We start from the raw sequence: 14,060 nt of genomic DNA, 5'->3' as shown, positions 1-14,060 counted from the left end.
TAATGTTATGGGGAATGGGGTTAAAAAGAAATTGTTAACTATGGTCATGATTACAGAAGCAGTTTTGCTTCTGTTTTCTGGCTGTGGAAAAATATCCCCTAAGAAAACTGTAAGGGAAGTTTCTGAAAAATATTCTGTGGCTGATGAAAATCAGCTTATCGTCTATACCTCTCACAAGAAGGAGGTATATCTTCCAATTATTCAGGAGTTTGAAAATCGCACGGGAATTTATGTTGATATTAAAGCAGGTGGAACTCAGGAAATGATGCAGATGGCAGATGCAGCGTTTGCACAGGGACTATGCGACATCATGTTTGGAGGCGGAGTGGAAAGTTATGAGGCATGGAAGGATAATTTCATGTCATACGAATCCAGTGAAGCTAGAGAATTAGATAGAAATTTCATGTCAAAAGATGGCACCTGGACTCCTTTTACAGAACTTCCAATTGTTTTTATTTACAATAAGAAACTTGTTAATTCAAGCAGTGCGCCACACACTTGGGAGCAGTTATTTGATTCCAAGTGGAAAGGTAAAATCGCATTTGCGGATATGGATAATTCAGGTACAAGCTATACTATAGTTTCTACCATTTCCCAAATAACGGGAGATTCGCCAGAGAATGTGGTGAGCAGGCTTTATAATCAGCTAGATGGTAATATCCTAAAGTCTTCTGGAGATGTAATTCCTGATGTTTCAAATGGAACAACCCTTGTGGGAATCACATTGGAGGAGACTGCCCTCAAGGCTATCAACAAGGGATACAACATAGATATGATTTATCCACAGGATGGTACTAGTGCTGTCCCTGATGGTTGTGGAATAGTGGTGAACGCTCCTCACGAAGAAAATGCAAAGCTGTTTATAGATTTTATTACAGGGTATGATACTCAAAGCTATGCAATGGATGAGTTTTACCGCAGGCCTGTAAGGGAAGATGTGAAGCTTCGTAAAGTTTTTGGTGATATTACTATTATAGACTTTGATGTGCAGCAGTCAGCAGAGGATGAAAAAATAGCTTTTGACACCTGGCATCAGCTCACAGGTCAGGAGGATTGATTATGAACATTATCAGACAATCCTTCAAAAGACAAATTTTTGTTTTAACCCTTGTGATTACGCTGGCTATGGTTATTATCAGCGGTGTCTTAACAGTGCAGGGGTTTCAGGCAAGACTAGAGTCAGACTATGCCAGAGAAGATAAGGCACAGGAGCTTTTAATCAGAAATAGTCTTCTTGATATGATGACCAAATCAGATGAGGCCATAGATAAGATTACCGAAGATGAAACCCTGATGGGTGCTTTTACATTAAGCAGAGAAAACAATCAGGTGATATATGCTGCTTTATATGAGAAAACTGCAGCAATAAGAGACTTTGCGTCAGTTGACTTATATTCTAATGGAAATTGTGTTTTCAGTACGCAAACAGGGTTGACTCCAGTAACATTACCTAAGAATTATTCTGTTTTGAAGGAAGCGAAGGAGCATCATGGAAAGACAGTTTACGGCATTGATTTAAGCAATAGCCCTGAAAATGCTGGAGATTTACTGATGGCCAGGGAAGTGCTAAATGTTCTTGATAGGGGAATAGTTGTTGTAAGAATTCATCAGGATAATCTTAAGGAAGTTGTAAGTGATGGAATGAATTCAAAGGATGGATTCGCCCTTGTAAACAGCCACTTTAGAGCTTTTTGTGAATTTGGAACAGCTTCTGATGGAGTGCTACTCAGTGGGATACGAAACAATCTGTTGCGAGGCTCCCTATATAATGATGGAATAAGATCAAATATTTATATCAATGATTTGGGCAACACGGGGCTGATTACAATTTATGTAACTCCAAAGGCACTTGACGAATCAGCCATTAAAAGTGGTTATCAAATTATTGCTATTATGGCGATAGTTTCAGTGCTTGCATGTTTACTGGCTGCAAACAGAGTAAGTGAATATTTTTCAAAGCCAATTACAGCTTTAGCCAAGGCTATGAAGCAATTCAGAAAGGGAGATTTTGACACCAGGATAGAGCTGAATCGACAGGATGAATTTGAACAGCTGGCAACGGGCTTTAATAAAATGACTACCCAGTTGAAAGATACAATGGAGGAGCGAGTTGCAGCAGAGCGAAAGATAAATGAAACCCGAATTGCCATGATGCAATCGCAGCTTAATCCACATTTTTTGTACAACACACTTGATACCATTAAATGGGTGGCAAAGGCGAATCAAGTGCCAGAAGTAGCTACGTTGTCATCAAGTCTTGCAGGAATTCTCAGAATGTCTATTTCCACCAGGCAGTTTTGTACGTTGGAGACTGAATTAAGGCTTGTGGAGAGATACTGCGAAATTCAAAAGATTCGTTTTGATGATTTCTTTGATTTGATTATTAATGTGCCAGAGGAGCTTAAGGATGCAGTTGTGCCAAAGCTGATTCTTCAGCCACTAGTGGAAAATGCAATTATTCACGGCTTGGAAGATAGAGATGATGGCAGACTGTATATTTCTGCTGAGTCCACAGAAGGCTCGTTAGAGCAGGGAGCAAGTCAGCTTTTAAAAATCTACATCGAAGATAACGGTAAGGGTATTAGCGATGAGATGATAGAGATTTTGGAGGCAGATGATCCAAGCAGATTGGAAGGTCATCTTGGATTAAATAACGTAAATACGATAATTAAATTGTACTACGGAAAAGATTATGGAATAACAGCTAATAGGCTGGAGGTTGGTGGAACCATTATGACTATGATTCTGCCCCTATCAAAAAAGGAGCCAGAAAATGACTAAGGTTTTAATTGTAGACGATGAGAAATATGTACGTCTCGGAATAAAAAATGATACAGACTGGTCGTTGATTGACTGCGAGGTAGTAGGTGAAGCAGCCAATGGTCAGGAAGGCTTGGAAAAGGCGAAGGAACTAAAGCCAGATGTGGTTATCTCCGACATTAAAATGCCAAAGATGACAGGTATAGAAATGTCGGAAATACTACTAGAAAAGTATCCTGATATGAAGGTAATCTTTCTGACAGCCTATGATGAGTTTGAGTACGCAAGAGCAGCGATTAGAATAGGAGCATCAGACTATCTTTTAAAACCTTTTGATGATGGGGCATTGGAGGGAGCTATTCAGAGACTATTGCATCTTCACCCAAATTCTGTTAACAGCAGCAAGGCTGAGGAACAGCTTATTCCGCTAACGAGTAAGTCTGATGTGGAAAATAAATATATCAAGGAAGCAATTGACTTCATAGAAAAAAATTATAGTGATACAGATTTTAGTGTCATTGCAATGGCTGAAGCTATAGGGGTTAGTGAGGGGCATTTGAGCAGGCTGTTTAAAGCTGAAACAGGTCTTAGCATCAACAATTATCTTACCCGACTACGTATAAGAAAAGCCATGGATTATCTGAAGGATATAAAAGTTAAAGTATACGAAGTAGCAGATAAAGTGGGCTATCAGGATATAGCATATTTTTCTAACACCTTTAAAAAGCTGGTGGGAAAATCTCCATCAGATTATCAAAGTAATGGACTATAAGTGAGTGAGAGCTGGATGAGATTCCAGCTCTTTTTTTAGTATGTTCAAAAATTACAAATAATATCAGTTTTGTCTCATACACATTCTAATCCACTATATATAGACTATTAGATAGAGAGAAGCCCTAAATGCAGGGTAAAAATAATCTATAATGATTAGGAGGGTAAGAATGAAAAGAAAGGTATTATCATTAATTATGGTCGCATCTATGATGATGGCCAGCCTGGTAGGTTGCGGTGGCGCAAGCTCAGGCACAGCAACTACAGATTCAGGTGAAGCTACAGAGCAGACAGCGGATGAACCTGCAGCAGAGCTCACAGGAATCGACAAGATTATAGCTGAAGCAGAGACAATGACTCTTGATGAGTTGGCTCAGAAGGCTATCGAGGAGTCTAACGGCAAGACTTTCTATGGTGTTGGTAACTCAAGCCGTGGTAAATCAGCACTTCCATTATTTATCGAATATCTTCAGGGAATCGACAGCTCATACAACATGGAGTTTGAGTGGCAGCAGCCAAAGAACAACAAGATTTTTGAGCAGCTTTCATCTGACTCACTTAAGAGTGAAGGTACATTTGCAATGACTCTTATTCAGGATGGAAATCAGATCCAGACAAAGATGGTGGATACAGATATCCTTAAAATATTTGTACCAAAGGAGTGGGCAGAGGCAAATGGAACTACTCCAGATGCATTTGAGGGATTCCTTCCACTTCAGACACTTAATAAGGTTTTCATGTACAACAACACAGGTTCAGCTGAATTTAATAACTGCTGGGATTTCGTATATGAAGGTTCACATCCATTATTCATGGGCGTTGATTCAGAAATCGTAGGTAAGAACTTCCTTATGATGCTTACAGAAGACAAGTATGCAGCATGGATGAAGGAGTCATTCAATGCACTTGATTCTACAAAGCAGGCATACTTCCAGCCAACAGTTAAGGAAATGGAGAAGGATGCTTCTGAGCTTGGACTTGGCGCAGATGCAGCTTATTCACTTGCTTGGATTAAGCTTTGGATTAACAACTACAACGAGCAGACAGATGATGGTCCTATCTGTAACACACTTGTTGATAAGTCAGCAAAGGATCAGTCAGGATTGTTAGTATATTCTAAGCTTCGTTCAGTTGAGGAGTCAGCTTCTATTTCTGTAAACAACATTAATGTAGCTGCATATCAGGATGGTTACACAGGAATCGGTGGATATGGATATTGCCATTATCTCTTCCTTACAAAGAACAGCCCACTTCCATGGACAGCATGTGCATTCATTGCTTTCATGACAACAACAGAGCAGGGCTTTGATGCATGGGGCAAGGATATGGGTGGTTACTCAGCTAACCCAGAAGTAGCAAAGGCTATCGAGGAAACATATCACCACAGCGAAGGTGGCGGAGATGAGTTCCCAGCAAAGAACGATAGAGGATATGACTGGTGGACAACCGATGGAAAGCTTGTTCTTGAGGATCCAGCATATTGCTCAGAGGTATCCTTTACTGTAGGTTCTTGGATTGATATTCAGGATCATTACTCAGCAGGAGAAGAGTAAAAATTGGTGGGGCGTCGCCTGCGGCGCCCCCTTTTAAGGAGAATAAAGTATGACACCTAATAGAAAAGCTATTGTCACAAATAAGGTCAAAACATGGTTCTCCCAACCTCAAAATATAATTCTTTTGTTGTTTGGAATAGTTTTGACTTTTTCTACTGTGGCACCAATCGTTGCCATTGTTCAGGATACATTAAAGATTCATCCAGGTACTATCGACCAGCATCTTACAGGTCGTGTGACTGGATATACAATTGTTAATTACGTTGATTTGTTTACAAGCCGTCTGGCAAAAACAAATCTTTGGATTCCACTTTTAAATACAGTAATTCTTTCAGTTTTAACTTGTATTATTTCGATATTGTTTGGTGGTCTGTTTGCGTTCCTTGTAACCCGTACAGACATGAAATTCAAGAAATATTTAAGCTCAATTTTCATTTTTCCATACATCATGCCTCAGTGGACACTGGCTGTTGTATGGCAGCACATGTTCTATAGTAACAAGGTTACAGGAACTTCAGATGGATTATTAGCAGCAATTTTTCATATATATTTTCCGAACTGGTGGTGCCAGGGAGTATTCCCAAGTGCAATGGTTTTAGGTCTTCACTATGCACCATTTGCTTATATTTTAATCGGTGGAATTTTCAAAAACATGGATGCTAATCTCGAGGAGGCAGCAACCATTCTTGATACTCCAAAGTGGAAAATTATGAGAAAGGTTACCCTTCCAATGATTAAGCCAGCTATCCTTTCTACAATACTTTTGGTATTTGGTAGTGCAATGGGAAGCTATCCAGTTCCACATTATTTGAATCTTACAACTCTTTCTACAAAGTACATTTCCATGAACAGTATGTACACTGGCGAGGCATCAATTCTTGCAATCATCATGATGATTTTTGGTGTGCTGATTCTTGGAATGAACCAGATGAGTTTAAAAAGTAGAAAGAACTACACAACAGTTACTGGTAAATCAGGACAGCTTACAAAGCTTACAATCGGTAAGGCTGGTAAATACGTAGTAGGAATTATCTTTATCGTAATTACGTTTTTTACAAGTATTTGGCCAATTCTTTTGTTTGCACTTGAAACCTTCCTTCCTAACCCAGGTGACTACAGTTTCCTGTACACAGGAAACTTAGCACACCTGACAACTAAGTGGTGGGTTACAAACGAGAATATCACAGAAAATGGTATGTACGGCCAGCCAGGTATTATATACAACAACACAATTTGGCATGCGTTCTTTGGAACACTTTTACTTGCTGTAATCTGTGCTTTGATTGCAGGAACAATCGGAACACTTATCGGATATGCGGTAGCAAAGAATAGAAGAAGCAAGTGGGCAAATTATGTCAATAATGTAGCGTTCCTTCCATACCTAATGCCTTCAATTGCCGTAGGTGCCGCCTTCTTCATTCTTTTTTCAAATGAGAAGATTAACCTTTTCAATACTTACACACTTCTTATTCTTGCAGGTGTTGTAAAGTACATTCCATTTGCATCAAGAAGCTCACTTAACTCAATGCTTCAGATTAGTAATGAGCTTGAGGAAGCAGCTCTTATACAGAATGCATCATGGGTAAAGAGAATGGTAAAGATTATCATTCCTATCCAGAAATCATCAATCATAAGTGGATATCTTCTTCCGTTTATGACCTGCTTAAGAGAATTATCATTATTCCTTCTTCTTTGTACTCAGGGATTTATTTTATCAACAACGCTTGATTACTTTGATGAGATGGGATTATATGCATTCTCAAGTGCAATCAACCTGATTTTGATTGTTACAATTCTTATTTTTAATACATTGGTAAACAAGCTGACTGGAGCTAGCCTCGACAGCGGAATTGGAGGAAAGTAAAATGCCAGAAATCAAATTGGAGAATATAACAAAGCGTTGGGGAAAGTTTTTCGGTGTAGATAATGTTAGCCTTGATATCCCTGACAATTCATTTATAACATTGCTTGGACCATCAGGTTGTGGAAAGACTACAATTCTTAGAATGATAGCTGGTCTTGAAACTCCTACAGAGGGACGCATCACAATCGGTGACAAAGTAGTATTTGATAGCAATGCTGGAATCAATGTTCCAGCCAATAAGAGAAAGGTAGGCTTCCTTTTTCAGAATTATGCTCTTTGGCCAAACATGACTGTTTATGAAAATATCTCTTTCGGTCTAAAAAATATTGATGAGGAAATGCCTAATGTTGATGTAAAGGCTAAGCAGATTTCAGATATTCTTAGAGCTCTTAAATCAGGAGCAAAAATAAAAGAGGTTGTAGAAGAGTGTCGTGATAAAAACGGAAAGCTGGATGACAACAAAGCTCTGGTAAAGCTTATTGATACTTATACAATGTCAATTTATTCAGCAAAAGAATTGATGGGACTTGGAGTTCATACCGCTTCAAATGCTGATGAAACCGCTTCAAATTTTGTTCTAAAATATGAGGGTGAGCTGGAGACTATCAAGAAGAACCTTGCATCAGAGGGTAAGAGCTTGAATGAAAAGTTCGAAGTATTAAAGGATGGAAAAATAGTTGTCTCAAAGAGAAAGCTTACAAAGGAAGAAATTGATTCCAGAGTGAGAGCCTGCTCAAGAATTGTAAAAATTGGAATGTTCATGGATAGATATCCAGCAGAGCTTTCAGGTGGTCAGCAGCAGAGAGTTGCTATCGCCCGTACTCTTGCTCCAGAACCACAGGTTCTTTTCATGGATGAGCCACTTTCAAACCTTGATGCCAAGCTTCGTCTTGAAATGAGATATGAGCTTCAGAGACTTCACCTTGAAACAGGTAGTACCTTTGTATATGTTACCCACGATCAGATGGAGGCCATGACTCTTGCTACAAAGATTTGCCTTGTAAACAACGGTGTACTGCAGCAGTACGCACCACCGCTTACTGTTTATAACCGTCCATCAAATTTATTTGTTGCTGATTTCGTAGGAAATCCATCTATGAATTTTGTAGACGCTAAGGGAATACAGGAAGCAGATGGAAGTCTTAGCCTTACTATAATAGGAGATATCAAAGCAAAGTTTACACCAGAATATCCTCTTGATATGAACGCATGGAGACATGTAAGAGACCAAAGCTTTGCTGAAAAAGCTGAGGCTGAGAGGGTTCGTCTATCTAAGAAGGGTGCTGTAGAAAAGAGTAATAAGGATGAGGTATTCAGATATCACGTTCAGAGAGTAGAAGAGATTGATGATAGCATCCTTGAAGACCCTGTAATCACAGATGAGGATTTCGTTCTTGGTATCAGACCAGAGGCAATAAATATTGATGACAAAGGTTCGGTTGATACAGAAATTTATGGTGCTATGCCTACTGGAATGGAATCTACTCTTAAACTTCGTATAGGCGAATATCTTCTCACAAGTGTGATTTTTGGTGGAGTTATTTACCAGATTGGACAAAAGGAAAAAATAAATATTGCAGGAAAAGATATACTGCTGTTTGATAGAAAATCTGGCAGACTTATCTGTGCAGGAAGTATTGAAATCTAAAGTACAAGACCACCGGGTTTAGCCGGTGGTCTTGTCAGAGTGTAGACAAAATGTCGCGGCGGAAGCCGCGACACTTTGTCTACACTCTGATATGCCCTCGAAAGAGGGCATTTTTCTATTAGATTATATTTTTTATCCCCTCGCAAATCCTTCTGGCAACACGAGGATTATTCATGGTATATAAATGAATTCCATTAATGTCATTAACCAACAAATCAATCACCTGACTTAAGGCATAAGACATTCCTGCATCAAACAATGCTTCTTTGTTATTTTCATATTTGCTTATTATCCTTTGGAATCGCTCTGGAAATGAAGCATTGCACAGGCTTACCATTCTCTTAATCTGAGCTGCATTAATAACTGGCATAATTCCTGGAATCATTGGGATATTAATATCTGCATTCTTACATCTTTCATTGTATTTATAAAAAGCCTCATTTTCAAAAAATAGCTGAGACAACAACACTTCCGCGCCTGCATCCACTTTGGATTTTATACCACTAAGCTCCCCGGCAATACCAGTGGATTCTGGATGAAGTTCAGGATAGCAGGCACCTAAGAAGCAGAAATCATGATTATGCTTAAGGTAGGATATCAAGTCTGTTGAATGTTTGAAATCCTCCTTAGCAACAAGCCTTTCGTTTTTATCTCCTCTTAAGGCTAGGATATTTTCTATCCCCTCGTATTCAAGTATCTTTGCAAATTCGTCAATTTCATGCTTATCATAGCTAAGACAGGTTAGATGTACTACAGGTTCAATGCCATAATCGTTCTTTATTTTCTTAGCTATAGCTATTGTATTGTTTGAATTTGCGCTACCGCCAGCGCCAAAAGTTACACTGATAAAATCTGGCTTTAGTTCACATAAAACAGAAAGTGTTTCATCTATATTTTTTAGGTTTTCCTCTCTCTTTGGTGGAAATATTTCAAAGGATAGTGTTCTTCTATCCTTTTTATACAACTCTGAAATCTTCATTATTACGAAATTTTTTCTCCTCTTAATTGTCTTGTAGCTTCAACTAAGTTTATAAGGCTGGCTTTTGTTTCATTATCGCCTCTTGTCTTTAAGCCACAATCTGGGTTAACCCATAATTTGTCATCAGATACCTTTTGGCGCATCTTCGAAAGTGCTGTTACGATTTCCTCTACTGAAGGCACTCGAGGGCTGTGTATATCGTACACACCTGGACCAACTTCTGTCTTGAAATTGAATTTCTTTAATGAATCTAGAATCTGAAGATCAGATCTCGATGCCTCAAAGGTAATAACATCTGCATCCATTGCATCTATTGCTGGAATAATATCTGTAAATTCGCTATAGCACATGTGAGTATGAATCTGTGTTTCAGGCTTCACCCCACTTGTAACAAGTCTAAAGGATGGAATCGCCCAATCCAAATACTGGCTGTACCAATCTGACTTTCTGAGTGGTAGTTTTTCCCTAAGTGCTGCTTCATCGATTTGGATAATACCTATTCCATTCGCCTCCAAATCAAGTACCTCATCACGAATTGCCAATGCGATTTGAAGTGTGCTTTCCTTGATAGAAATATCTTCTCTAGGGAATGACCAGTTCAAAATAGTTACAGGGCCTGTAAGCATTCCTTTAACAGGCTTTGGGGTACAACTATTAGCAAACTTTGACCAATGTACAGTGATAGCTTCTTTTCTGGATACATCTCCCCAGATAATTGGTGGCTTGACGCATCTTGTACCATAGGATTGAACCCATGCTTTCTTCGTAAATACGTATCCATCTAAATGCTCTCCGAAATATTCAACCATATCATTTCGTTCAAACTCACCATGAACCAGTACGTCAAGTCCTATTTCTTCCTGGAGGGCAATACACTCGGCAATCTTTTTCTTGTTGAAATCGATGTACTCATCCCTGCTAATCTCGCCCTTTCTGTACATCAGCCTGTTTCTTCTGACATCTTGCGTCTGTGGGAATGAACCGATTGTTGTAGTTGGAAATTCAGGAAGCTTTAGTAATTCCTTTTGAAGCTTTTCTCTTACATTAAATTCAGGAAGTCTGACATAATCCTCATCCTTAATAGCCTTAACTCTATCCTTAACTTCTTTGTTAAAGCTATCCTTTCTGTTTCTAAAAAGCTCTTTATTCTGCTTGAATACTTCAGTTGATTCATAATCCTCTGTTTCAAATAATTCGGCCAGTTCCTTAAGCTCCTTAAGCTTCTCCTTAGCAAAAGCAAAATGCTTTGTGTAATCAGAAGAAAGCTCTGTTTCGTTCTCAAGTGTATAAGGCACATGAAGTAATGAACACGATGTGCTGATGACTATCTGTTTTACACCAGCTTCCTTTAGTTCATTAAGCACCTGAAGAGTATTAGCATAATTGTTCTTCCAAATATTTTTTCCATTTACAAGACCAGCGAAAAGAATTTTGTCCTTTGGAAAACCATTTTTCTGCACAAGTGAAAGTGTCTCTTTACTTTCTACAAAATCCAGACCAATACCATCAAAATCTAACTCAGCGATTTCATTGTAAACATCTCTTACATCCCCAAAATATGTTTGTAGCAATACTTTTACTGATTTTTTATTCGAAAGAATTTTATTGTAAATCTTAGTAAAAATTGCCTTCTCCCCTTCATCAATATCCTTAACCAGCCAAGGCTCATCAAGCTGTAACCACTCTACATTTTTTTCATCAAGTGCTGTTATGAGCTTAATATATTCCTCTGTAAAAATATCAATGTAATCCTCAAAGCACTTTGTTCCTGTATACTTAAGCAGCTTTAAAAATGTAAATGGTCCTACAATAGCTGTCTTGGTTGAAATCCCCTTTAAAAGAGCATTTTCATATTCATCCAGTGGCTTTGTCCCTACGAAGCTTACCTCTGTATCGTCTTCTATTTCAGGAACAATATAGTGATAATTTGTATTGAACCATTTTTTCATGGCAAGTGCCTTAACATTTTTGTCCCCCTTCTGATAACCACGTGCCATTGCAAAATATGTGTCGATAGCTGAAAGCTCTAGCTTCTCATATCTTTTAGGTATCACGTTAAACAATACAGCTGTATCAAGTACTCCATCATAAAATGAAAAATCATTTGATGAAATAAAATCAATTCCAGCCTCTGACTGGCTGTTAAGTCCATACTCCTTTTGGCGGTCAGCCTCGCCGTAGATGTCAGCCTGATTTATCTCCCCTTTAAAGTATTTTTCCAGTGTAAATTTTAATTCTCTATCTTTTCCAATTCTTGGAAATCCAATAACTGCTGTTTTCATAACTTATTTCTCCTGCTCATTTATTATTTTATTGGTTGAAAGTATAAACCTAGAGAATTAATAGGTAAAATATTTAAAATTATGTTATATCCATAGATATTTTCTATGGTTTAAGCTATTATATTATCAATATCTATTTCTAATTCGTAAATACGGAGGTTCCTATGACATTAAAACAGCTTAGATACACAGTGACAGTAGCAGATATTGGAAATATCACAGAGGCAGCAAAGAGACTATATATAGCTCAACCCAGCCTTACTACTGCAATTATAGAGCTAGAAAAAGAATATGGAATCACCATATTTAACAGAGGCAAAAAGGGAATCACCATCACTAACGAGGGTGAAGAATTCCTAGGATATGCCCGTCAGATATTAGAGCAGGCAAATCTTATTGAAGACAGATATATGGGACAAACTAAGCGAAAAACCAAATTCTGTGTCTCTTCTCAGCATTATTCATTTGTAGTGGAAGCATTTGTTGAATTACTAAAAAAATATGGTGGTGAATCCTATGAATTTCACATGAGAGAAACCCAGACTTTTGACATTATAGATGATGTGGCCCATCTTAGAAGTGAAGTAGGCGTACTGTATTTAAACAAATTTAACGAAACCGTAATCCGAAAAACACTTAAGGATAATGGACTATTTTTCACGCCTTTATTCAAAGCAAAGCCCCATGTATTTATTGGCAAAGGCTCGCCTCTAGCATCAAAGAAAAAACTTACACCTGAGGATTTAAAGCCTTATCCCCGCCTTTCTTATGAACAGGGAAGTCACAACTCCTTCTATTTTTCAGAAGAGATACTAAGCACCCTAGATTGTGACAAGGATTTGATTGTCTGTGATCGTGCTACTCTATTTAATATGCTGGTGGGTCTAAACGGATACACCATCTGCAGTGGTGTTATTAGTGAAGAATTGAACGGCTCCAACATTATTGCCAAGCCTTTAGATGTGGACGATTATATGGAGATAGGCTATATTCTGCCTACCTCCATCAAACCATCCCCAATGACAGTTAAATATATTAGTTTACTGGAGGAGCTAGTAAAATAAATTATTGTTAGGGCAAGGCCCTATTTTTCAAAGTCTTAGTTTTTATATTTTAGATAAAATAGATACTTTGAAAAATGAATAAAACCACCTGCTCTGCGGGTGGTTAGGAATGCTTCAGCTTACAGAAAAATACCTCCAGTGCTAGAATTACTATGGTTCGTCAGCCAAGTAAAAGCAAAGGAGGCAGTCCCCAATGGACATGAATAGTTTATCACACACAAAGTGGGAGTGTAAGTATCACATAGTTTTTGCACCTAAATATAGGAGAAAGGTTGCATATGGTCAGTTAAAAGCTGATATAGCAAACATTCTTAGTACATTATGTAAGAGAAAAGGTGTGGAAATAATTGAAGCTGAAATATGCCCAGATCATGTACATATGTTGGTTAGAATACCACCAAGTATGAGTGTTTCGAGTTTTGTAGGATATCTAAAAGGTAAGAGTACGCTTATGATATTTGAGAGACATGCGAATTTAAAGTACAAGTATGGGAATAGACATTTCTGGTGCCGAGGATATTATGTAGATTCGGTAGGAAAGAATGCAAAGAAAATTGAAGAGTACATAAGGAATCAATTAAAAGAAGACTTAGAGTACAATCAAATGACACTCAAAGAGTATATTGACCCGTTCACGGGTGAGCCAGTAGTCAAAAACAGATAAGTAGAGCCCAAGGGGCTCGGTAGGTAAATGATGTTGCGGCTGGCGGACCTTTCAATGAGTCTTTAGACTCCAGTGCCGGTAACAAGCCCTTATAGGGCTAGAACAAACCACCGGCTAAGCCGGTGGTTTCAGAGTGTAGACAAAGTGTCGCGGCTTCCGCCGCGACATTTTCTTTTTAATAAGGAGGAACTGGAGTCTGCGGACTCCAGTTCTTTCATTTTTAGATTATCCAAATCCTTAGAAAGCCTTGATTTTACAAGCGTTCTAGTTACTTTTTTGGTATAATAATACTATCAAAACAAGGGGTTAGAATAATGATTACAGAACAGAATGAGAAGGCAAGAAAGCAGATTGAATTTGTATGTACTGATGACTTGGTTCCTCAAGATCATCTTCTTAGGATTATAGATAAAGCTATTGATTGGTCTTTTATTTATGATTTAGTCAGAGATAAATATTCTCCTGATCAGGGGCG

The 14,060-nt window shown here is 38.3% G+C and carries 10 protein-coding genes and 1 pseudogene; 9 read left to right on the top strand and 2 right to left on the bottom strand.

Features of this window, described 5'->3' with window-relative positions; all coding sequences use genetic code 11:
* Positions 1-7: 7 nt before the first annotated feature.
* The 6 genes from BLP54_RS11720 to BLP54_RS11695 all read left to right on the top strand — a co-directional run bounded on the left by BLP54_RS11720 (position 8) and on the right by BLP54_RS11695 (position 8,596).
* The gene (locus tag BLP54_RS11720; protein ID WP_090169876.1) at positions 8-1,057 is read left to right on the top strand and encodes an extracellular solute-binding protein; all 1,050 of its coding nucleotides are present in this window, start codon (positions 8-10) and stop codon (positions 1,055-1,057) included.
* Positions 1,058-1,059: 2 nt separating this feature from the next.
* A complete protein-coding gene (locus BLP54_RS11715) occupies positions 1,060-2,781 on the top strand; it encodes a sensor histidine kinase (protein ID WP_090169874.1) in 1,722 nt (573 codons plus the stop codon).
* A complete protein-coding gene (locus BLP54_RS11710) occupies positions 2,774-3,532 on the top strand; it encodes a response regulator transcription factor (RefSeq protein ID WP_090169872.1) in 759 nt (252 codons plus the stop codon). The genes BLP54_RS11715 and BLP54_RS11710 overlap by 8 nt, the downstream gene beginning before the upstream one ends.
* Positions 3,533-3,701: 169 nt before the next feature.
* On the top strand, positions 3,702-5,084 hold the full coding sequence (locus BLP54_RS11705; RefSeq protein WP_090169870.1) for a hypothetical protein: 1,383 nt from the start codon (positions 3,702-3,704) through the stop codon (positions 5,082-5,084).
* 49 nt (positions 5,085-5,133) lie between these two features.
* Positions 5,134-6,948, top strand: coding sequence for an ABC transporter permease (locus BLP54_RS11700; RefSeq protein WP_090169868.1), 1,815 nt, complete (start codon positions 5,134-5,136; stop codon positions 6,946-6,948).
* A gap of 1 nt (position 6,949) precedes the next feature.
* Positions 6,950-8,596, top strand: coding sequence for an ATP-binding cassette domain-containing protein (locus BLP54_RS11695; protein WP_090169866.1), 1,647 nt, complete (start codon positions 6,950-6,952; stop codon positions 8,594-8,596).
* Positions 8,597-8,714: 118 nt separating this feature from the next.
* Here the strand turns inward: BLP54_RS11695 and metF are convergent, their stop codons facing one another.
* Both metF and metE read right to left on the bottom strand, forming a co-directional pair.
* Positions 8,715-9,575, bottom strand: a complete 861-nt coding sequence (metF, locus tag BLP54_RS11690; RefSeq protein ID WP_090169864.1) for a methylenetetrahydrofolate reductase [NAD(P)H] — start codon at positions 9,573-9,575, stop codon at positions 8,715-8,717.
* Between the two features lie 2 nt (positions 9,576-9,577).
* Positions 9,578-11,857 (bottom strand): 5-methyltetrahydropteroyltriglutamate--homocysteine S-methyltransferase, encoded by a 2,280-nt coding sequence (gene metE / locus BLP54_RS11685; RefSeq protein WP_090169861.1) that lies wholly within the window; start codon positions 11,855-11,857, stop codon positions 9,578-9,580.
* Between the two features lie 164 nt (positions 11,858-12,021).
* On the opposite strand from metE, the gene BLP54_RS11680 reads away from it, so the two are divergent.
* The 3 genes and pseudogenes from BLP54_RS11680 to BLP54_RS15635 form a co-directional block, all read left to right on the top strand.
* Positions 12,022-12,921, top strand: coding sequence for a LysR family transcriptional regulator (locus tag BLP54_RS11680; protein ID WP_090169859.1), 900 nt, complete (start codon positions 12,022-12,024; stop codon positions 12,919-12,921).
* A gap of 193 nt (positions 12,922-13,114) precedes the next feature.
* Positions 13,115-13,585 (top strand): IS200/IS605 family transposase, encoded by a 471-nt coding sequence (gene tnpA / locus BLP54_RS11675; protein ID WP_090169857.1) that lies wholly within the window; start codon positions 13,115-13,117, stop codon positions 13,583-13,585.
* 314 nt (positions 13,586-13,899) lie between these two features.
* Positions 13,900-14,060, top strand: a pseudogene (locus BLP54_RS15635) (IS5/IS1182 family transposase); the annotation flags it as partial.

The organism is Pseudobutyrivibrio sp. 49, assembly GCF_900100545.1.
Classification (GTDB): domain Bacteria; phylum Bacillota; class Clostridia; order Lachnospirales; family Lachnospiraceae; genus Pseudobutyrivibrio.
The sequence above is the reverse complement of the archived record's forward strand: the minus strand, read 5'-3'. Positions and strand labels throughout refer to the sequence as shown.